Here is a 19,734-nt window from a genome sequence, read left to right on the forward strand (position 1 = left end):
TAGTTCACTTTCAAAAACTCTCAAGGGTTGCATCTATTGTCTCCACTGCAAACATTACAGCAAACGTTCGGTTATAAAGAGTTTCGTCCCTATCAGCAGCAGGTTGTCGAAGCCGTTATTGCTGGCCAGGATGCCTTTGTTCTGATGCCGACCGGCGGCGGTAAATCCCTCTGTTTTCAGATACCGGCCCTGCTTCGGCCCGGTGTCGCCATCGTTGTTTCGCCGCTGATCTCGCTGATGAAGGATCAGGTTGATGCGCTCCAGGCTAACGGGGTGCGCGCCGCCTGTTACAATTCGTCGCTGGCGGCTTTGCCCGCACGGCAGGTTCTCGCCCAACTCCATTCCGGTCAGCTCGATCTGCTCTACGTTGCACCGGAACGCTTACTGAGTGATGATTTCCTCGACCGACTCGGCAGTTTGCAGGTCTCCCTGTTTGCTGTTGATGAAGCCCACTGCGTTTCGCAGTGGGGGCACGATTTCCGGCCAGAATATGTGAAGCTCGGAAGATTGCGTGATTTGTTTCCGCAGGTACCGATGATCGCCTTGACGGCTACCGCCGAAAAGCAAACCCGCCAGGATATTTTGCGGCGCTTGCAGCTCTCTGAGGCCCAGCAGGTGGTCGCTGGGTTCGACCGACCCAATATCCGCTATACGGTGATTGACAAGGCCAAACCCTACCTGCAGTTGAGTGCTTTTCTTCAGACCCGTCGGCAAGAATCTGGCATCGTCTACTGCTTAAGTCGTAAGCGTGTCGAAGAGGTCGCGGCCAAATTACAGCAGGATGGTGTCAGTGCGGCCGCTTATCATGCCGGATTGCCAGCGGAACAGCGGCGCCAGACACAGGATAAGTTTTTGCGCGATGATCTGCAGATTGTCGTCGCCACGGTTGCTTTCGGCATGGGGATTGATAAGCCGAACGTGCGTTTTGTTGTGCACTATGATTTGCCGAAAAATATCGAGAGTTACTATCAGGAGACCGGTCGCGCCGGACGCGATGGTTTGCCGGCTGAAGCGCTGCTGCTGTTCGGCTACGGCGATATCGCCATCTGTCGCGGATTGATTGAAAAGGGCGGCAATCCGGAGCAGAACCGGATTGAAATTCATAAGCTAAACGCTATGGTCGCCTATGCTGAATCGGGGACCTGTCGGCGGCGGGCGTTGCTCGGTTATTTTGCCGAGAGCCTTGAGGAAGACTGTGGTAATTGTGATATCTGCCTCAATCCACGGGAGCGCTACAATGCCACCGTCGATGCCCGTAAAGCGCTATCCTGTGTCTATCGGGTCGGACAGCGCTTCGGTATCGGTCACGTGATCGAGGTACTGCGTGGTTCCAAGGCACAGCGGGTTTTTGATCTGCGCCATGAGCAACTGTCCACTTACGGGATCGGTCAAGAGCAGAGCCAGGATCACTGGAATCATCTGTTTCGGCAATTAATCCATCATGGTTATTTGGAACAGGACATTGCCAACTATTCAGTGCTGAAGTTAACCGAGGCGGCGCGACCGCTGTTGCGCGGCGAGGCTGAAATTACCATTACCAGGCCGCGGAACAAGCCGGAGCGGAAGAAGAAAGCGCCGCGCAAAATTGCTGGGCTGGAGTACGATCAGGAGTTGTTCAATTTATTGCGCGTCCTGCGCAAGCAGATTGCCGATCGCGATGGGGTGCCCCCCTATGTCGTTTTTGGTGATGCCAGTCTGGCGGAGATGGCCGCAAGCTTGCCGACCGACGAGGAATCTCTGTTACGGATTAACGGTGTCGGGCAGACCAAGCTGCAGCGCTATGGAGCCGAATTTATCGAGGAAATTGTCGGTTATTTATGCCGTTGAATTGTGGAGTCACGCGTGAAAATTATTTCGTTTAACGTGAATGGGTTACGTGCCCGCCAACATCAAATGCAGGCCTTGGTCGATTATCATCAGCCGGATATTATCGGTCTGCAGGAAACCAAGGTGCACGACAGCGAATTCCCGTTGGCGCTGACCGAAGCGTTGGGTTATCGGGTGATTTATCACGGGCAAAAAGGGCACTATGGAGTTGCCACACTGTCGAAGATTGAAGCGACCGAGGTACAAAAAGGCTTCCCCGGTGAGGATCCTAATCATCAACGGCGGTTGATTATCAGCCGTCACCCGCTCCCCGACGGTCGCAGCTTACGGGTTGTTAACGGCTATTTCCCGCAAGGGGAAAGTCGCGCTCATCCGGAAAAATTCCCTAATAAACGTGAATTTTACGCCAACCTGCAACGCTGGCTGCAAACCGAAGCCGATCCGCAGGAACTTCTGGTCGTGATGGGCGATATTAATATTTCCCAGCAGGACAGCGACATCGGCATTGGGAGCGATAACGCCAAGCGTTGGCTGCGCACCGGCAAGTGCAGCTTTCTGCCGGAAGAGCGCGAGTGGTTGGAAAATATCTGTGCCTGGGGATTGCAGGATACTTTCCGCAAGCAACACCCGCAGGTTGATGATCGCTTCAGCTGGTTTGATTATCGCTCCAAAGGCTTCGCCGCGGAACCGAAGCGCGGTTTGCGCATCGACCAGATTATGGCCAGCCAGCCATTGTATGCTCTTTGCAGTTCCAGCGGTATCGACTATCAATTACGGGCAATGGAAAAGCCGTCCGACCACTGTCCGATCTGGTCCGTCTTTGACCTCTAACCGGAACAGCCGTGGCGAAATTGGCACACTGCATGTGGCGTAAATAGTATTTTACGCCCGGAGGGATATTTTCAACTAGCTAATGTGCAGAGATTACATCCCTTTACGACCTGGCACTTTTAATGCAGTTATTTCAATAAACACTGTGCTTGGTCGGTATAGGGGCGCTTAATGAAAAAGTTTCGCTACAATCTATTGGTCCATATTCTCCCTATCATGCTGATGATTGCTCTTCTGGCATTTGCCATGATGATGATCAATCGCAAATTTTGATCGAGAGGGTCAGTGGTCTATCCCGCAAGTTCTGCTGCTAACGTCTTTTGCAAAACCTTTCTGCCTTTTTTGCCCGCGTGATACTGTCTACAAATGCCGACTGCTTTTTGGAAACGACTGCTCGGAACTATCTGGGTGCTGGGTTTGTTGATTGTTATTTTGCTCTGGTGGCAATCTGATCTTGATTTGCGAGAAACGCCACAGGCCCTAGCAAAACTATTGGGCCAGTTCGGGCTTTATCGTGCTGCGCTCTGCTACATCTTGCTTTATGCCGTCCGGCCGTTAATTTTTTTTCCGGCCACACTGTTAACCATTGCCTCAGGATTGGTTTTCGGCCCCTGGCTGGGGATTCTGTTTACCATCGTCGGAGAGAACGCCAGCGCCAATGTTGCTTTTCTCGTTGCCCGTTGGTTCGGTCGGAGTTGGGTGGAAAAGCACGAATCCCTGCAGTTGCAGTCCTGGGAGCAGCGATTGAGCCATAACGGAATGCTGACCGTGTTGATCATGCGCCTGCTGATGCTCCCCTTCGATGCGGTCAACTACGGCTGCGGACTGACCGCTATGCGCCAGCGCGATTTTGCCATCGGGACATTTATCGGCATCCTTCCGGCTTTGATCGCTTTCGTGCTGCTCGGTGGCATTGGTGCTGCCGGGGTGCAAAACCGCATGTTATTGCTTGGCTTGTCGGTTGTCTTTTTGTTGTTCGGCTTACTGGTGGCAAGGAAGGTCCAGCGACTAGAAAGTAACGGCGATGCTTTAGACCGGGCGCGCTCGGAAGAGGAATAATCCCGTCAAGACCACCAGCCCAGCGCAAAGAAACAGGCTGTTATAACCGGCCATTTCACCAACAATCCCTAAAATCAGCGCACCACAGAAGGCTCCGGCATCGATCCCCCCGGTAAAAATCCCGGTAATTTTCCCGCGTACATTGTACGGCTCATTGCGGATTGCCATCGCATTGAGAGCCGGGAACAGCAAACCGTGACCAATACCGAAAATAAAGCCGACGCTTAACAGCAACAGGTTGCCGTGAACCAGAGGGAGCAAAAGTAAGCCGCTGGCAGCAAGTACGAGTCCCCAGGGAATAATTTGTTGTTCCCCGATCCTGTCTGCCAGACGACCGGCGACAAAGCGCACACCGACGGCGGCGCACGAGTAGGCCAGATAGTAAAGGGAGATGTGGTTAAGCTGCCGCTGTTCCGCCAGGGGAGCGATGAAATTACCGGTTGCCGCCAAGCCGAAACCGAACAGCACTGCCAAGCCACCGCTAATCAGCTGCTTGCGTTGTTTCAGCAGGGTGAAAAAAGAGGGTGAGACGACGGCGGATACTGGTTGCTGGCGGTGCTTATCTTCAACCGGCAGGTGGAGCAGCAGGCCTAATGCGGCCATGGCCGCCGCGGTGAGAAAGAAGGCGCTAAAACCGTAATTCTCCAAAATTGGTTCGGCAATCGCCGGGCCGACCGCTAAACCGATCAGCCCCGAGGTGCCGAACATGCCGATCCCTTCATTGAGGCGTTGTTCTGGGATCAGGTCGACAATAAAGGTGAAAACCGCGGTAAAACAGATCGCCAGGCCGATGCCGTGCACGATGCGCAGCAATAACAACGGCAGGTAATAGTTCGCGAGCGGACCCTGCAAAAACAGGTGCAGCAGCGGCATCAAGGTCATGATAATACAGCCGAGGCTGTAACTGTTTTTGCGCCCCAGGCGGTCGATCATCTCCGCAACCCACGGCCGACAGAGTGCCGAGGCCAGGGCAAAGATCCCCATGATGACGCCGATATCCTGCTGGCTGCCACCATGGGCGGTGATAAACAGCGGAAAAAGAAAGAAGGCCGAAAAGCTGGCGACCAAAGCGAGGTTGGCGGCAAACAGCGCGGCAAAGGCTGGGGTGTAAAGCATTCATTCTCCGTATCAGGCGAAGACTTTTATTCCCTGCAGGGTTAGCAGGGCGACGGTGGCATAACGCGCTCCCTTGCCGGTTATCACCAGCAGCGAAAAGCGCAGCAGCGGGGTTTTCAGGCCACCGCTGACCAGGCAGAGGGGATCGCCAACAAGCGGCAGCCAAGAGCAGAGCAGTGCCCAACTGCCGAAACGGTTAAACCAATATTCGGCCCGCTGTCGCTGTGTTTGATCGATGCGCAGGATTTTTACCGTCAGCCAGTCGCTACCGAGTCGTCCGATCAGGTAATTGGTTGCTGCCCCTAAACTGTTGCCGGTAGTGGCAATCAGAATTGACTTGGTCGGGTCGACACCGTCCAGCAGCAGGGCCACCAGCAACCATTCCGAGCCGAGCGGCAACAGGGTCGAGGCGCAAAAACTGAGCAGAAAGAGCGACAATAGTCCATGTTCGGTCAGGAGTTCCGGCATGCGGCATGATAGCAGAGCAGAACCACGAGGCAAAGCTCGATTCCACAGCGGAAAAGCGCTTGTTCCCTGATCCCGCTGGGTGTAAAGTAGCCGCTTCATAATCCACTGCAGATAAAGGACTTTGAAGTGATAGATAAGGAAAAGATCTTCGCAAAAATTAAAACCCTGCTCGAGATGATCAAGTTTTCCCATACCGTTTTCGCCTTCCCTTTTGCCCTGATGGGGGTGGTGTTGGCCTCTCTGGCCAATGGTGCTCTGCCGAGTATTGGACAGGTTGTCTGGGTCTGTGTGGCAATGGTCGGTGCACGCAGTGGCGCCATGGGACTCAACCGCTTGATCGATGCCAAGATCGATGCCGACAACCCGCGCACTGCCGACCGGCATATTCCGGCCGGACAGGTGTCGATGTCCGAGGCGCTCTGTTTTGTCGGCGTTTCCCTGGCGCTGCTGCTGTTTGCCGCCTGGATGCTTAATCCGCTCTGTTTTTACCTCGCTCCGATCGCGATCGGCTTTTTCGTTCTCTATGCCTATTGCAAGCGTTTTACCCATTTTGCCCACGTTGTCCTCGGCATCTGTCTGGCCGCGGCACCGATCGGTGCCTATATTGCGCTGCGCGGCGAACTTGCCTGGTCGGTATTATCGCTTGGCCTGGCGGTCCTGTTCTGGGTAGCCGGCTTTGATATTTTCTACGCGTTGCAGGATTACGATTACGATGTTGAGCGCGGTTTGCACTCGGTGCCATCGAAGTTGGGAATCGCTAAGTCCTTTTTACTGGTGCGGATCTTTCATGGCCTGATGCTGTTGTTTCTGCTGTTGGTGATGCCGGGCAGCGGACTGGGCTGGTTGTATTTTAGCGGCGTGTTGGTGGTTGCCGGCCTGCTTGCTTACGAGCACAGCCTGGTCAAGCCGAACGACTTGTCAAAGCTGGACGCTGCTTTTTTCAACATGAACGGTTATATCAGCGTGACGATCTTTGTCTTTACTCTGCTTGATGCGTTAATCTAAAGCGATGGGAACGATTGTTGTCGGCATAACCGGAGCCTCCGGATCGATTTACGGCCTGCGTTTGGTTGAAGAACTGTTGCGCGCTAAGCGTTCGGTCGCTTTGTTGCTGACCAATGCCGGACGTCAGGTCCTGGCTTTTGAGACCGGTCTGCAGCTGGCGGAACAGCCCGAAGAGTGTCTGACTCAATTACGTCAGCGATTTTCCGTTGGTGCAGAACTCAGCTATTACGCACAGCATGATTTTTTCGCCCCGGTCGCCAGCGGCTCCAGTGCCCCTGCGGCGGTGGTGATCTGTCCTTGTTCGATGGGAACCGCGGGGCGGATTGCGGCGGGCTTGTCGGACAACCTGCTGGAGCGGGTTGCCGATGTCGCTTTGAAGGAACGTCGGCAGTTGCTGCTGGTGCCACGCGAAACCCCCTTTAATCAGATCCACCTGGAAAACTTGCTGCGCCTCTCAAAAGCCGGTGCGCAGATCTTGCCGGCGATGCCGGCCTTCTATCAAAAACCGCAATCGGTCGCAGAATTGATCGATTTTGTTGTCGGTAAAACCCTTGATAGCCTCGGTGTTGAGCATCAATTGTTCAAACGCTGGGGAGAAGAATAGACCTACGGAATATCATGAATCAGCTATTCAAGACTCTGCGAGATAAAATTGATAGTGGTACGCGCATCAGTGATGCTGAGGCTCTGGCACTGTTCGAATCGAACGACCTGTTGGCCATCGGTGAATTGGCGGCTACGGCCAATCGGAAAAAAAATGGTACGCGGGTTTTTTTTAACGTCAACCGGCACATCAATTACACTAACCTCTGCGTTAATCGCTGTAAATTCTGCGCTTTTTCCAAGGAAGAAGGGGAGGAAGGTGAATACACTCTGACGCTGAAAGATGTGCGTGACAAAGCGCAACAGGCAGCGGACGCCGGAGCGACCGAGATCCATATTGTCGGCGGCCTGCATCCTGAACTGCCGTTCGAGTTTTATCTCGATATGTTGCGCACCATCAAACAGGTTTCGACCCAGTTACATATCAAGGCCTTTACCGCCGTCGAGATTGATTACTTTGCCCAGCTTGCCGAGTTGGGCATTCCTGCAGTCATCGAAAAATTAAAGCAGGCCGGTCTCGATTCATTGCCCGGCGGTGGGGCGGAAATCCTCGGCCAGGAGGTGCGGGATAAAATCTGCCCGGAGAAAATCACCGGTGCGCGCTGGCTTGAGGTCACCGAAATGGTTCATCAGGCCGGACTGAAATCGAACGCGACGATGCTGTTCGGACATTTGGAGGGCTATGCCGACCGGGTTGAGCACCTGCGGTTGTTGCGCGAGTTGCAGGATAAAACCGGTGGTTTCCAGACCTTTATTCCGCTGGCATTTCAGCCGGACAACACGCGAGTGGCCGGTGCCAAAGGGGTCGGCGGCGTCGATGCGCTGAAAACCCTGGCCATCAGTCGGCTTTATCTCGACAATTTCCAGCACGTCAAAGCCTACTGGGTAATGTTGGGGCTGAAGATCGCCCAGACCGCGCTTTGCTTCGGAGTCAACGATCTCGACGGCACGGTCGTCGAAGAGCAGATTGGTCACGATGCCGGGGCCGATTCGCCGCAGGCGCTGAACAAAGACGGTATTATCGAACTGATCCGTAAGGCCGGGCGAACCCCGGTGGAGCGGGACACCTTATATAAAGAGCTGAAGGTTTACTAAAGATGCTCAAGACGATCCAACAACAGCTGGACAACGGCCAGGGCATCGACCGGGCGCAAGCCTTACTGCTGCTAACCGAAGCCGATCTGCTCGAAATCGGCAAGCTGGCCGATGGCATCCGCCGCACAAAGCATCCGCACAACCGGGTGACTTTCGTTATCGACCGCAACGTCAACTACAGCAATGTCTGCGAGTCGAAATGCAAGTTTTGCGCGTTTTACCGTAACGCTGAAGACGCCGATGCCTACACTCTCGATTACGCGACCATTTTTGCCAAGGTGCAGGAATTGCTTGATAACGACGGGACCCAGCTGTTGATGCAGGGTGGTCTGCATCCGACGCTCAAAATTGAGTGGTTTGAAGAGCTGTTTCGCCAGCTCAAGGAGCGCTTTCCGCAGGTGCAGATCCATTCTCTGTCCCCTGCCGAGGTGATTCACGTCGCTAAACTCTCCGGGTTGTCGATGCCGGAGTGCCTGCGCCGCATGCAAGCGGCCGGGCTGGCTTCGGTTCCGGGTGGCGGCGCGGAAGTGCTGGTCGATGATGTCCGTCAGGAAATATCGCCGAATAAGATCGGCTGGCGGCAGTGGGCGATGGTGATGGAGGAGGCACACCGGTTGGGGATGCGCACCACCGCGACGATGATGTTCGGCAGCAAGGAAAAACTGCAGGATATCGTCGAACACCTGTTCCGCGTCCGCGCAATTCAGGAAAAAACCGGCGGCTTTACCGCCTTCATTCCCTGGACCTTCCAGCCGGATAACACCGAACTGGGCGGCGAGACTGCCAGCGGCATCGAATACCTGAAGGTGTTGGCGCTGTCACGCATCGTCCTCGACAATGTTGAAAATATCCAGGCCAGTTGGGTGACCCAGGGGGCGCGGATGGCGCAGGTCGCGCTCTACTTCGGTGCCAACGATCTCGGCGGGACCATGCTCGAAGAGAATGTCGTCGCCGCTGCCGGGGTCTCTTTCCGCATGACCCACGAAGAGATTGTCGAATTGGCTCGAGGTGCCGGGTTTATTCCGGCCCGGCGAACCACGGAATACCAAATTTTAGAGGAATACTGATCATGTTGCCGCTACGTAAAAATATCGCCGAAATGGCTGGTTATGTGCCCGGTTTTCAGCCGCAGGAAGAGGGCTGGATCAAGCTGAATACCAACGAGAATCCCTATCCGCCGTCTCCGCAGGTGGCCGCAGCGATCACTGCTGAAATGGTTAATGATGGCGAGAACCTGCGCAAGTACCCGGATGCCGCCAGCCGTCAGGCCCGCGCCGATGCGGCGGAACTGTACGGATTTGACCCTGAATGGGTGATAATGGCCAATGGTTCGGACGAGCTGCTCAATAATTTGATTCGCGCCTTTGCCGGGGAAGGGGAGGAGGTCGCTTTTGTGCAGCCGTCCTACTCCTACTATGGCACGCTGATTGAAATCCAAGGGGCGAAGATACGCACCTTCGGTTTGACCGAGGATTTCCGCTTGGCCGATTTCCCCGAGCGCTACGAGGGGAAGCTGTTTTTTCTCACCAGCCCCAATGCGCCGCTCGGCTTTATTTTCGATAATGCCTACATCGAAGAGCTGGCGCAGCGCTGCTCCGGAATATTGGTGGTTGACGAGGCCTATGTCGATTTTAGTGCCGGCACTGCCATGCAACTGGTGAAAAAGCACGCCAATATCGTTGTGACCCGCACCTTCTCCAAAAGCTACTCCCTGGCTGGGATGCGGCTGGGGCTGGCGGTGGCACGTCCTGAGGTCGTGGCGGCGCTGGATAAGATTCGCGATCACTATCACCTCGACCGGTTGGCACTAGTGGCTGCCAGTGCGGCCTTAACCGATCAGGACTATCTGCAGCAGACGGTGGCCAAGGTGCGTACGCTGCGTGATCGCTTCAGCAACGCTCTCAGGGCAATCGGCTACCAGGTGATTCCTTCTCACGGCAATTTCATTTTTGCCAGCCCTCCCGATCGTGATGCCAAGCGGGTCTATGATTCCCTGTTTGAACGTAAAATTCTGGTGCGCTATTTTTCCGATCCCCTGCTGCAGCATGGCCTGCGTATTTCCATCGGTACCGAGGCCGAAATGGATAACACCCTGACGGCACTGACCGCTATTGGCTGAATCCCCTTTTCCCGCAACAAAAATGTCCCGCGCACTGCTTAACTGGTACGGCAGCAATGGTCGCGATCTCCCCTGGCGACAGACCCGTGATCCTTACCGGATCTGGTTGTCGGAAATTATGTTGCAGCAGACCACGGTAGCGGCGGTGATCGGCTACTATCAGCGCTTTCTTGAAAGTTTTCCGACCGTTGAGCACTTGGCTGCTGCGCCGCAGGAGGCGGTCATCGATCTCTGGGCCGGACTTGGTTATTATGCCCGAGCGCGTAATCTGCACGCGGCGGCCATAACCGTGGTAGAAGAGTTTGGTGGGCATTTTCCGCAAACGGTTGCTGGCTTGCAGCAATTGCCGGGGGTGGGACGTTCTACCGCCGGAGCGGTTGCGGCGCTGGCCTTTGATCGGTGGGCGCCGATTCTCGATGGCAACGTGCGGCGGATTCTCTGTCGTTTGTTTGCCTGGCAGGATCCGCCACGCTCGGCGCGCGCAGAAAAACAGCTCTGGCAGTGGGCGGAACTATTGACCCCGCAAACGGCTGTGCACGACTATACTCAGGCGATTATGGACTTGGGTGCAACCGTTTGTGTCCCGCGCCAACCACTTTGCGGCGGGTGTCCGCTGAGTGCTTTATGCCAGGCGCGCCATTTGGGGCTGGAACGGCAGTTACCCTTAAAGCAGGCAACCAAGCAAGTGCCGATCCGGCAGCAAGTGGCATTGCTACTGGAAAAACAAGGGACCTATCTGGTGCGCCGCCGTCCTGCCAGCGGCTTTCTTGGTGGTCTTTGGGAGTTTCCCTCTCTCGGTTTGGCTGCTGGGGAGGTTGCCGATGACCAGCTGCGCATGTTGATGGCTGATTTAGGGGTTGCTGGTGAAGCGCAATTGCTTGGTCGTATTAAGCATGCTTATAGCCATTTCCGACTTGATCTGCAGCTTTATCACCTTTTGATAGAGGGTTTATCGCAGGTTGCCGAGACAGAAAACGATTGGTGCACTGCGGTGCAGTTGACAGATTTGGCACTGCACGGTGCCCATAAAAAAGCGCTTGGTAAATTGCCGGGCAAAACTGGAGGATAGATGTCGTTACCACCCATTCTGACCACCACCGAAGAGATTGCTGAATTTGCCGCAGAACTGGAAACGCATGCGGTCATTGCTGTCGATCTGGAAGCGGATTCGATGCATAACTATCAGGAAAAGGTCTGCCTGTTACAGTTCACCACACCGAAGGAAACCGTCCTGCTTGATCCGCTCGGCGGAGCCGATCTGGCACCGCTGCGACCGGTTTTGGCCGATCCGAAGGTGCGCAAGATTTTCCATGCTGCCGATTATGATATCCGTTGTCTGGCGCGTGATTTCACAATCAACATTGATGGCTTGTTTGACACGATGATTTCCAGCCAGTTTCTCGGCGAAGAAAAGTTCGGCCTGGCCGATGTGTTGCGCAAGTATTTCGCTGTCGAGCTGGATAAACAGTATCAGCGCGCCGACTGGTCAAGACGGCCGATGAGCGAAGGGATGATCCACTACGCGGCCGCAGATACCAGCCATTTGCACCGTCTGGTAGAAATTCTGGAGCAGAAGCTAGTCGACATGGGGCGTCTGGATTGGGTCACGGAAGAGTTCTCGCTGCTCGAAAAGGTCCGTTTCGCTGTCCATGATGGTCCGCAGTTTTTACGCTTCAAGGGCGCTGGGGTGCTTGATCGACGCCAGTTGGCGGTACTGGAAAGTCTTCTGCAATGGCGTGATGGCGAAGCCCAGCGGCGTGACACGCCACTCTACAAAGTGTTGGGCAACAAATCACTGCTGCATCTGGCCAAATTGACGCCGACCGGAAATAGTAAACTTGCGGAGGCGGAAGGGCTGTCACCCCGTTTGATTGAGCGTTATGGGGTGCAGTTGCTGCAGGCTGTGGCGCAAGCGCTGGACTTGCCTGAAGCCGAGCTGCCGATCTTCCCGCGCGGAGAACGACGGGCCAAAGATCCGCAGGTCGATAAACGTCTGCTTCGTTTGAAGGATTGGCGCAGACAGGCGGCTGAGGATCTGGTGTTGGACCCGGGGGTGCTGATCAATAACGCTTCGCTGGAAGAGCTGGCCCGCAAGCAGCCGCAGACCGAGCAGGAGTTGATTGAGAAGAAGCTGTTGAAAAACTGGCAATGCAAGGTGCTGGGCGAAGGGATCTTGCGTACGCTGAACTGAGATGGAAAAGGGCGGCCCGCCGGGCCGCCCTTTTTTATGTGCTCGGTTTTGTCATTGTCGCTGGATCCAGCAGCCGATCCAGCCGCTCGGCGTCAATCCCCTCTTCCAGTGCTAACTCGCGTAACGTTCGTCCGGTTTTGTGCGCTTGCTTGGCCATCTCGGCGGCACGATCGTAGCCGATTTCCGGTACCAGTCCGGTGACCAGGGCCAGGCTCTGCTCGAGCAAGTCGGTGCAGCGTTTTTCATCCGCCTGCAGTCCTGCCAGGCCTTTTTCCTCAAAGGCACGAATCCCCTTGCTGAGGAGTTCAATGCTTTGCAGAATATTGTGTGCCATGACCGGCATCATGACGTTTAATTCAAAATTACCTGACAGTCCACACAGGGCGACACTGGCGTCGTTACCGATCACCTGAGCGCAGACTTGCAGCAGAGATTCGGCCATCACCGGGTTGATCTTGCCCGGCATGATCGAGCTGCCCGGCTGCACCGCTGGCAGCACCAGTTCGCCGATGCCGCAGCGCGGACCGCTGGCTAAAAAGCGGATATCGTTGGCAATTTTAAACAGGCTGACGGCACACCCTTTGAGACTGCTACTGGTGGCAACCAGCGCGTCTTTTGCTCCTTGAGCTTCAAAGTGGTTGGTCGCTTCGCGAAATGGCAAGCAGGTTTCCCGGGCGATGGCGGCGATCGTTTTGCTGGCGAACTGCGGATGGGTGTTGATGCCGGTGCCAACGGCGGTGCCACCGAGCGGGAGCTCATAGAGAGCACTGCTGCAGACCGAAAGTCGTTCGTGGGCCAGTTCGACCTGCCGGGCGTAGCCGGAGAAAACCTGCCCCAACTGAATCGGCGTGGCGTCCTGCAAGTGGGTGCGACCGATTTTCAGCACCTCGGCAAAGGTCTCTGCTTTTTCCAGCAGTTGTTGCAGCAGTTGTTCCAGGGCCGGCAACAGTTGCTTGTGTAATTGTTCGGCACAGGCGATATGGATGGCGCTGGGGAAAACGTCGTTGCTCGACTGTCCAAGATTGACCTGGTCGTTCGGGTGAATGGCCTTACTGCCGATCGGTTGACCCAGCAGTCGCGCGGCGCGGTTGGCGATCACCTCATTGGCGTTCATGTTGCTGCTGGTGCCAGATCCGGTCTGGAAAATATCGACGGGGAAATGCTCGTCCAGTTTGCCAGCGACAACTTCAACCGCAGCACGGCTGATGGCGTCGGCCGCCTCAGGCGGGAGCAGGCCGAGTTGCAGATTGGCTTGCGCCGCATGCTTCTTAATCAGACCGAGGGCGCGCAACATCGGTTGCGGCAGGGGAATCCCTGAGATCGGAAAATTCTCGACCGCACGCGCGGTCTGAGCGCCGTACAGGGCATCTTCTGGAACCTGCATTTCCCCCAAAGAATCCTGTTCGATACGATATCCACCCATGGAGAGTCCTTTCTGAGCTGAAATAATATAACGCCGGGATTTTAGTAAGAATAGCGCTCTTGAGGCAACTGTCAAAGCGACTTTCTTTCCCGCCATCCATCGGCTATGATGCGCGCCATGGATTCCTTTGCTTTAATGTTGATTGTATTTTCCGCGCTGATGCATGCGTTGTGGAATCTGCTGGTCAAGCAGAGCCGCGACAAAACCATTTTCATCTGGTGGATGTTTCTCTGTTCCTGGAGCCTGATGACGGTCTTCATGTTCGGTTCCGGCAATGGCTTACCCGAGCTTTCGCCCCGCTCGCTGCTCTTGGCAGCCGCGGCGTCGGTCTGTTTTGTGCTCTATCACTGGTTTACCGGTGTGGCCTACCGTGATGGTGACCTGTCGATGACCTACCCGCTGGCGCAGACCTCGATGCTCTACGTGCCGCTGTGGGGGGTGTTGTTGCTCGGCGAGAGCTTGAGCACCTTTGGTATGACAGGCATTGCCCTGATTGTCGCCGGAGCCTATTGCATCCAGCTGCGCAGTTTGCGGCCGGGGGAGATTCTACGCCCCTTTTCGCAGCTCGGCAACCGCTCGGTTCAGGCGGCTCTGCTGGCCGGATTTGTTTACTCGATCGGTGCCATTTTGGATAAGACCGGAGTTGACGATTATTCGGCCTATCATTTTACCTATGTGCTGGTTTTCTTCATGCTCGGTATCATGTCGTTGAATGTGCTGCGCCCCGTTTATCGTGGCCGGATTCTCGAGGAATGGCGGCAGAGCCGCAAGCTGGTACTCTGGTCGGGACCAGTGATGCTCGCTTCTTTTTTATCTTTCCGTTTCGGCCTGCAGTTGTCGCCGGTTAGTTACGCCGTGCCGGTACGGCAGGTGAGTTTGTTGATCGGCGTATTGATCGGCTTAGTGTTTCTCGGGGAATCCTTCGGTCGCATCCGTCTGGCCTCGGCCGGATTGATTCTGCTCGGTGTTGTGTTCGTCTGGCAGGGGTGATGTTGCGAAAATGACCTTGTAGAGGCGACCCGCTGGGTCGCCCGAGTTTGAAAATGAAACGCCATAAACCGGGCGACTCGTCGAGTCGCCCCTACGGCAATCGCCAACTATTTGTGTAGGGGCGAGGCATGCCTCGCCCGAGGCGACCTGTAGGTCGCCGCTACAGTTGTTTTAAGGATTGGATTATGAAAAATCTGGCCAATTTTCTCTTTGAAGTCGGCATGCTCAAGCGTACTCCGCGCACCGGTTTTCAGTTTCTCGGCTCCGGGGCTGAGTCGGTGGCTGAGCATAGCTTCCGCGCTGCGATGATCGGTTACACCCTGGCGCAAATGGATGGCCAGGCGGATGTCGGGCGGGTGTTGCAGCTCTGTCTGTTCCACGATATCCCCGAGGCACGGACCGGCGATCTGAACTACGTTAACAAGAAGTATGTCAAAGCGGATGAGGAAAAAGCCGTCGAGGACCTGGCCCGCCAGCTCCCCTTTGGCGATGATTATCGCAATACCCTGCAGGAATTCATGGCCAAGCAGAGTCACGAGGCACAACTGGCTCACGACGCCGATCAGTTGGAGATGATCCTGGCGCTGAAGGAGCATAAGGATCTCGGCAATCGTTATGCCGATGAGTGGTATCCGTCTGCGTTTCTGCGCTTGCAAACCGAGGTCGCTAAACAGTTGGCGGCAACTATTTGGGAAACCGATTCGACTAAGTGGTGGTTTGATGATGATCAGGAATGGTGGATCAAGGGGGGTAGCGAGAAATAGCTATACCCCATCTGCGGCGTTGCTGCTGGCCTTTTATCCTCGACGTGGCGCTGCCACTCCTGCGGCAAAAGTCTGTGCAGCGCCTTGCATCTGGCGCATATCTCTTTCTCGTCATAGCTCCGGTGGGATCCCGCAATCCTTGACCCTGTGAAACATAAGTGTTATCAACTTTTTTTCGACTTTTGAATAAAACGCATGGAGGAATGAATCATGCTCGATATTAAATACTTGCGCGATAACTTTGAGGCTGCGGAACAGGCTTTGGCTACCCGGAGTGGTAGCGTCGACCTGTCCGGTTTCAAGCAGCTCGACCTGCAGCGGCGTGAACTGCTCAGCGAAGCGGAAAACCTGAAGGCGGAGAAGAACAAGGTTTCGGCGCTGATCGGCCAGACCAAGGACAAGAGCCAGGTGCAGGGTGAGATCGCTCGCATGAAGGAAGTCTCGGCGCAGATCAAAACGCTGGACGATCAACTACGTGAGGTTGAAGAGCAACTCAGCGAGCTGATGATGGGGTTGCCGAATATCCCTCACGAGAGCAGCCCGGTCGGTGCCTCTGAGGATGATAACGTTGAGGTTCGCGTCTGGGGCGAAAAACCGGTTCTCGATTTTGTCGCCAAGGCACACTGGGATATCGGAGAAGATCTCGGCATTCTCGATTTTGAACGGGCCAGCAAGCTCTCCGGGGCGCGCTTCGTCCTGTACATGGGCGCCGGGGCGCGTTTGGAGCGAGCGCTGATTAACTTCATGCTCGATCTGCACACCAGCGAACACAACTACACCGAAACCTTGCCGCCGTTTTTGGTCAATCGCGCGAGCATGACCGGCACCGGGCAGTTGCCAAAATTTGAGAGCGATCTGTTTCATACCGAAGATGTCGATCTGTTTCTGATCCCGACCGCCGAAGTGCCGGTGACCAATATCCACCGTGATGAAATCCTTAGCGAAAAGGATCTGCCGCTCTGCTACACCGCCCATACCCCCTGTTTCCGTAAGGAAGCCGGCTCGCACGGCCGCGACACCCGTGGTTTGATCCGCCAGCACCAGTTTAACAAGGTCGAGTTGGTTAAATTTACCCGGCCGGAAGATTCGGAAATCGAGCTGGACAAGTTGCTGTCGAATGCCGAAAAAGTACTGCAGTTGCTTGAATTGCCGTATCGGGTTGTTGATCTGTGTACCGGCGATATCGGTTTTTCTGCGGCGCGAACTTTTGATATCGAGGTCTGGTTGCCGGGTCAGGAGTGTTATCGCGAAATTTCCTCCTGTTCTAACTTCCGGGATTTCCAGGCGCGTCGCGCGTCGATCCGCTTCCGCCGTGACGGGGCAAAAAAGCCGGAACTGGTTCACACCATCAATGGTTCCGGATTGGCCGTCGGTCGGACCCTGCTGGCGGTTTTGGAAAATTATCAGCAGGCCGATGGTTCGGTTCTGATTCCCGAAGTGTTGCGGCCTTATATGGGTGGTTTGGAAAAGATCGCAAAGTAAACGCGACAGAGCCGCTTTCCGCTTGCAATTTGCGCCGAAATTCGTTATGGTTCGCCGCGCTTTTGGAAAATAGTTAAGAGTTCTGACGCTTACGGATGGCTGGCCGAGCGGCTTAAGGCGCTAGTCTTGAAAACTAGAGTGGGGCAACCCACCCGGGGTTCGAATCCCTGGCCATCCGCCATTTAAAGTTGAATCTTTGCTGGATTCAAAGAGATATAAAAGTTAAGCTAGGTTTCATCTGAAAAATAAAAAATTTGAGTTGCGGAGAGGTGACCGAGAGGCCGATGGTGCCCGCCTGCTAAGCGAGTGTAGCGCAAGCTACCGGGGGTTCGAATCCCCCCCTCTCCGCCAGTTTTTTATTCGACCTGCAGATTGATGAAGCGGAGTATGCGATATCGCTGCTCCGCTTTAATTGTTTCTTCTCTTGCAAAGGACAGATGATGGTCAGACTTTTTGTGACAATTTTTTGTGTGTTACTGCTGCTCCTGGGTGCTGCCTGTAGTGAGCAGGAACCGCAAACTGTAGAAAAACAACCGGTCTCCAGAGAGATGAAGATCGTAGTTCCCGAGTCCGTTGCTGGTAAGTGGAAATCGGTCAGGATAGCACTGATCGATCAGCAGGAAGGGACCGAAAATACCTATCGGATTGATATCGGTGGCAGTTTTCAGATCCCGGATACGACCATGCGGGTCACTGTTGAAGCATTTATGCCGTCGTTTTCCGTCAATAGTGAACGAGCGACATCCGTGTCGAATGAAACAACCAACCCGGCGGTGAAGATCGTCATTCGGGATGGTGAGAAAGAGTTGCATAGCGGTTGGATTTTCGGTCTCTACCCGGACCGGCACCAGTTCGAAGATTCGCGTTATAAATTTGTTCTGCTCGATTACCAAGCAGAAGGTTAAAAAAGGGTTGACAATCGCTGCTGGATAGGCGATAAAGCTGTCTTTCGTGTGCGCCACTAGCTCAGCTGGATAGAGCGTCTGACTACGGATCAGAAGGCCGGGAGTTCGAATCTCTCGTGGCGCACCAATAAAATTAACGGGTTACAGGCTTTTGCTTGTAACCCGTTTTTCGTTTTGGGGTTGATTGTCAAGTAAACTGTCAAGTAAGGGTAAATCGTCAAATATTGCGGGGCAAAAGGCACGGGATAAAATAGGAACAGCGGAAGAGATAAATTTATTGCGTGAGAAAAGGTCACGAAGGGCACAAAGGGTTTAGCCCTCTGAATTTACAGTAGGTTATACCCCTGACCGTATGCATGGAATCTTCTCAACGGTCAGGGGGGCAGACAAAGGCCACGTACGAGCTGGAGCGCTACTGTGTTGCTGTCTGCTGTTTGTGGTTTGCCTCTTGGGATTGCAGCCGGGCTAGAACCTCAACGGCCCCCTTCAGGTGGTCCGGGGCAAGGTGTGCATAACGAAGGGTCATCGTCAGGCTGGCATGGCCAAGCAGGCGAGAGACGGTTGTAAGGTCAACCCCGGCCATGACTAACTGACTGGCGAAGGTGTGCCGCAAGTCATGAAAACGAAAATCTATAATCTTGGCCTTTTGGCAGGCGTTAGCAAAGGGACGCTTCAGGTCATGCCAGCGGCTGCCGGTCTTTGGATTGTAGAAAACCAGCAGAGTATCAATGCGGCGAATCTGAGCTTGCAGGCAATCTCGCAGGGTTTTGTTTATCGGAATATCCCGTGGAGAACCGCTTTTGGTTTTGTCAAGATGGATGAAACCGTGCTCAAGGTCAACCCGGTCCCAAGTCAGTTCCATAATTTCAGACTTTCGACAGCCAGTATTTAAAGCAAAAATCAGTATCGGTTGCAGGTGCGGTTCAGCGGCAGCAATCAGTCTTTGATATTCTTCAATCGATAAAAATCTTTGCCGCTGGTTCTCTTCTTTGGCTAGTTTAACCCGCCGCAGTCTTTCCAGGGTCTCATTGCTTATCAGGTCCCAATCCTGCGCCTTGGTCAGCATGTGTTTCAGGCAGGCGAGATGACGGTTGACGGAAGCCACGGATAGTGGTGGGCGGGGTTCCTCTTTCCCTTTGCGGGGTGGGCGCTGTTCGGTCATAAGTCGGGCCTGCCAAGCCTCAACAGCGGCAAGGGTTAAGGCCTTTAATTGAACTCCTGCGAATTCTTGCTTCATTTTACGGATAAAGCCCCGCTTTGTTGCTATTGCCTTTTGTCCCTGAATGAATTCAAGGTAGCGGTCTGCCAGTTCGGAGAAAGTGGTCTTCATCGCTCTGCGGCTAGAAATCAGCGGGGTGGTTCCTTCGGCAATCGCCTTGCGATGACAGGCAAGAAGGTATTCGGCATCCGCCTTCAGACTGCTTCCGCTGCTTTCAAACTGTTGTTTCCCGTCAAGCCCCTTGTAAGTAAGCCACCATGTTTTTCCACGGCGATAAATCCCTTTACTGTTTTTGGCTTTCGTCATGGTGTCCTCCTTTAGTTTCTGTTGTCATAAATATATTATATCAATTTGTCGGGATTGTTTGTTGTTGAGATAGTTTGTTTGACTTGGTATTTCTTTGTCGCTATATTTCCGGCATGGCAGCCCGTCCCAAATCAGCGATTCAGCGCAAGCAAACCGGCCTCCGGCTTCGTCCGGAGATTTACAGGACTCTTCAGCATCTGGCGATAGATGAGGGGCTCTCCGTGAGTGCCGTTGTCGAACAGGCGCTTGAGGAATATCTTCAACGCCAAGGGATAGACGTCCCTCCACCAGTTCCTACAAGTGATTAGTCCGCATTTGCATTGCTGGGTCG

Annotated in this window: 19 protein-coding genes and 3 tRNA genes; 18 read left to right on the forward strand and 4 right to left on the reverse strand. The window is 54.5% G+C overall.

Translation table 11 applies throughout. The features are described 5' to 3' along the window. Positions 1-36: 36 nt before the first annotated feature. From recQ to ACZ5PT_RS06430, 3 genes are all read left to right on the forward strand, one after another. Entirely contained in the window at positions 37-1,827 is a 1,791-nt protein-coding gene (recQ, locus tag ACZ5PT_RS06420) for a DNA helicase RecQ (RefSeq protein ID WP_464265984.1), read from the forward strand. Positions 1,828-1,842: 15 nt separating this feature from the next. Beyond that, a complete protein-coding gene (xthA, locus tag ACZ5PT_RS06425) occupies positions 1,843-2,658 on the forward strand; it encodes an exodeoxyribonuclease III (protein WP_464265985.1) in 816 nt (271 codons plus the stop codon). A gap of 366 nt (positions 2,659-3,024) precedes the next feature. After that, positions 3,025-3,717, forward strand: coding sequence for a TVP38/TMEM64 family protein (locus ACZ5PT_RS06430; protein ID WP_464265986.1), 693 nt, complete (start codon positions 3,025-3,027; stop codon positions 3,715-3,717). On the opposite strand, the gene ACZ5PT_RS06435 is transcribed toward ACZ5PT_RS06430, so the two are convergent. Together ACZ5PT_RS06435 and ACZ5PT_RS06440 are read right to left on the reverse strand one after the other, a co-directional pair. After that, positions 3,688-4,833 carry an MFS transporter gene (locus ACZ5PT_RS06435; protein ID WP_464265987.1) on the reverse strand — a complete coding sequence of 382 codons (1,146 nt, stop codon included), beginning with the start codon at positions 4,831-4,833 and terminating at the stop codon, positions 3,688-3,690. The two genes, ACZ5PT_RS06430 and ACZ5PT_RS06435, sit on opposite strands and share 30 nt — an antisense overlap. 12 nt (positions 4,834-4,845) lie before the next feature. Continuing rightward, positions 4,846-5,400 carry a YqaA family protein gene (locus ACZ5PT_RS06440; protein ID WP_464265988.1) on the reverse strand — a complete coding sequence of 185 codons (555 nt, stop codon included), beginning with the start codon at positions 5,398-5,400 and terminating at the stop codon, positions 4,846-4,848. Positions 5,401-5,427: 27 nt separating this feature from the next. Here ACZ5PT_RS06440 and ACZ5PT_RS06445 point away from each other — a divergent pair, with 27 nt between their 5' ends. From ACZ5PT_RS06445 to ACZ5PT_RS06475, 7 genes are read left to right on the forward strand one after another with little or no spacing between them, the layout of a single operon-like run. Beyond that, on the forward strand, positions 5,428-6,306 hold the full coding sequence (locus tag ACZ5PT_RS06445) for a UbiA-like polyprenyltransferase (RefSeq protein WP_464265989.1): 879 nt from the start codon (positions 5,428-5,430) through the stop codon (positions 6,304-6,306). Positions 6,307-6,310: 4 nt separating this feature from the next. After that, positions 6,311-6,910: a UbiX family flavin prenyltransferase gene (locus ACZ5PT_RS06450; RefSeq protein WP_464265990.1), complete on the forward strand. Its 600-nt coding sequence runs from the start codon at positions 6,311-6,313 to the stop codon at positions 6,908-6,910. Between the two features lie 14 nt (positions 6,911-6,924). Beyond that, positions 6,925-8,004, forward strand: a complete 1,080-nt coding sequence (gene mqnE / locus ACZ5PT_RS06455; protein WP_464265991.1) for an aminofutalosine synthase MqnE — start codon at positions 6,925-6,927, stop codon at positions 8,002-8,004. A gap of 2 nt (positions 8,005-8,006) precedes the next feature. Further along, on the forward strand, positions 8,007-9,071 hold the full coding sequence (gene mqnC, locus ACZ5PT_RS06460; RefSeq protein WP_464265992.1) for a cyclic dehypoxanthinyl futalosine synthase: 1,065 nt from the start codon (positions 8,007-8,009) through the stop codon (positions 9,069-9,071). A gap of 2 nt (positions 9,072-9,073) precedes the next feature. Next, positions 9,074-10,123, forward strand: a complete 1,050-nt coding sequence (gene hisC, locus ACZ5PT_RS06465) for a histidinol-phosphate transaminase (RefSeq protein WP_464265993.1) — start codon at positions 9,074-9,076, stop codon at positions 10,121-10,123. 22 nt (positions 10,124-10,145) lie between these two features. After that, the gene (mutY, locus tag ACZ5PT_RS06470; RefSeq protein WP_464265994.1) at positions 10,146-11,192 is read left to right on the forward strand and encodes an A/G-specific adenine glycosylase; all 1,047 of its coding nucleotides are present in this window, start codon (positions 10,146-10,148) and stop codon (positions 11,190-11,192) included. Continuing rightward, positions 11,193-12,314 (forward strand): ribonuclease D, encoded by a 1,122-nt coding sequence (locus ACZ5PT_RS06475; protein WP_464265995.1) that lies wholly within the window; start codon positions 11,193-11,195, stop codon positions 12,312-12,314. 34 nt (positions 12,315-12,348) lie between these two features. On the opposite strand, the gene ACZ5PT_RS06480 is transcribed toward ACZ5PT_RS06475, so the two are convergent. Next, the gene (locus tag ACZ5PT_RS06480; protein ID WP_464265996.1) at positions 12,349-13,737 is read right to left on the reverse strand and encodes a class II fumarate hydratase; all 1,389 of its coding nucleotides are present in this window, start codon (positions 13,735-13,737) and stop codon (positions 12,349-12,351) included. A gap of 135 nt (positions 13,738-13,872) precedes the next feature. On the opposite strand from ACZ5PT_RS06480, the gene ACZ5PT_RS06485 reads away from it, so the two are divergent. The 7 genes from ACZ5PT_RS06485 (at position 13,873) to ACZ5PT_RS06515 (ending at position 18,005) form a co-directional block, all read left to right on the forward strand. Continuing rightward, positions 13,873-14,727: an EamA family transporter gene (locus ACZ5PT_RS06485; RefSeq protein ID WP_464265997.1), complete on the forward strand. Its 855-nt coding sequence runs from the start codon at positions 13,873-13,875 to the stop codon at positions 14,725-14,727. Positions 14,728-14,912: 185 nt separating this feature from the next. After that, positions 14,913-15,491 carry an HD domain-containing protein gene (locus ACZ5PT_RS06490; protein WP_464265998.1) on the forward strand — a complete coding sequence of 193 codons (579 nt, stop codon included), beginning with the start codon at positions 14,913-14,915 and terminating at the stop codon, positions 15,489-15,491. Between the two features lie 210 nt (positions 15,492-15,701). Beyond that, a complete protein-coding gene (serS, locus tag ACZ5PT_RS06495) occupies positions 15,702-16,973 on the forward strand; it encodes a serine--tRNA ligase (protein ID WP_464265999.1) in 1,272 nt (423 codons plus the stop codon). Positions 16,974-17,066: 93 nt separating this feature from the next. After that, positions 17,067-17,154: transfer RNA gene (locus ACZ5PT_RS06500), tRNA-Ser, on the forward strand. A gap of 82 nt (positions 17,155-17,236) precedes the next feature. Then, a tRNA-Ser gene (locus ACZ5PT_RS06505) sits at positions 17,237-17,324 on the forward strand. A gap of 89 nt (positions 17,325-17,413) precedes the next feature. After that, positions 17,414-17,878 carry a hypothetical protein gene (locus ACZ5PT_RS06510; RefSeq protein ID WP_464266000.1) on the forward strand — a complete coding sequence of 155 codons (465 nt, stop codon included), beginning with the start codon at positions 17,414-17,416 and terminating at the stop codon, positions 17,876-17,878. 50 nt (positions 17,879-17,928) lie between these two features. Further along, positions 17,929-18,005, forward strand: a tRNA-Arg gene (locus ACZ5PT_RS06515). Positions 18,006-18,290: 285 nt separating this feature from the next. On the opposite strand, the gene ACZ5PT_RS06520 is transcribed toward ACZ5PT_RS06515, so the two are convergent. Further along, positions 18,291-19,403, reverse strand: a complete 1,113-nt coding sequence (locus ACZ5PT_RS06520) for a tyrosine-type recombinase/integrase (protein ID WP_464266001.1) — start codon at positions 19,401-19,403, stop codon at positions 18,291-18,293. A 74-nt stretch (positions 19,404-19,477) separates the two neighbouring features. Between ACZ5PT_RS06520 and ACZ5PT_RS06525 the strand changes: the two genes are divergently transcribed. Continuing rightward, positions 19,478-19,711, forward strand: a complete 234-nt coding sequence (locus ACZ5PT_RS06525; protein WP_464266002.1) for a ribbon-helix-helix protein, CopG family — start codon at positions 19,478-19,480, stop codon at positions 19,709-19,711. Positions 19,712-19,734 lie beyond the last annotated feature (23 nt).

The organism is Desulfuromusa ferrireducens (assembly GCF_055389805.1).

Bases quoted from the DNA above. Each gene is read 5' to 3' on its own strand.
- ACZ5PT_RS06430 (WP_464265986.1), top strand. From the start codon at position 3,025: ATGCCGACTGCTTTTTGGAAACGACTGCTCGGAACTATCTGGGTGCTG.
- ACZ5PT_RS06435 (WP_464265987.1), bottom strand. From the start codon at position 4,833: ATGCTTTACACCCCAGCCTTTGCCGCGCTGTTTGCCGCCAACCTCGCT.
- ACZ5PT_RS06440 (WP_464265988.1), bottom strand. From the start codon at position 5,400: ATGAAGCGGCTACTTTACACCCAGCGGGATCAGGGAACAAGCGCTTTT.
- ACZ5PT_RS06450 (WP_464265990.1), top strand. From the start codon at position 6,311: ATGGGAACGATTGTTGTCGGCATAACCGGAGCCTCCGGATCGATTTAC.
- mqnE (WP_464265991.1), top strand. From the start codon at position 6,925: ATGAATCAGCTATTCAAGACTCTGCGAGATAAAATTGATAGTGGTACG.
- mqnC (WP_464265992.1), top strand. From the start codon at position 8,007: ATGCTCAAGACGATCCAACAACAGCTGGACAACGGCCAGGGCATCGAC.
- hisC (WP_464265993.1), top strand. From the start codon at position 9,074: ATGTTGCCGCTACGTAAAAATATCGCCGAAATGGCTGGTTATGTGCCC.
- mutY (WP_464265994.1), top strand. From the start codon at position 10,146: ATGTCCCGCGCACTGCTTAACTGGTACGGCAGCAATGGTCGCGATCTC.
- ACZ5PT_RS06475 (WP_464265995.1), top strand. From the start codon at position 11,193: ATGTCGTTACCACCCATTCTGACCACCACCGAAGAGATTGCTGAATTT.
- ACZ5PT_RS06480 (WP_464265996.1), bottom strand. From the start codon at position 13,737: ATGGGTGGATATCGTATCGAACAGGATTCTTTGGGGGAAATGCAGGTT.
- ACZ5PT_RS06485 (WP_464265997.1), top strand. From the start codon at position 13,873: ATGTTGATTGTATTTTCCGCGCTGATGCATGCGTTGTGGAATCTGCTG.
- ACZ5PT_RS06490 (WP_464265998.1), top strand. From the start codon at position 14,913: ATGAAAAATCTGGCCAATTTTCTCTTTGAAGTCGGCATGCTCAAGCGT.
- serS (WP_464265999.1), top strand. From the start codon at position 15,702: ATGCTCGATATTAAATACTTGCGCGATAACTTTGAGGCTGCGGAACAG.
- ACZ5PT_RS06510 (WP_464266000.1), top strand. From the start codon at position 17,414: ATGGTCAGACTTTTTGTGACAATTTTTTGTGTGTTACTGCTGCTCCTG.
- ACZ5PT_RS06520 (WP_464266001.1), bottom strand. From the start codon at position 19,403: ATGACGAAAGCCAAAAACAGTAAAGGGATTTATCGCCGTGGAAAAACA.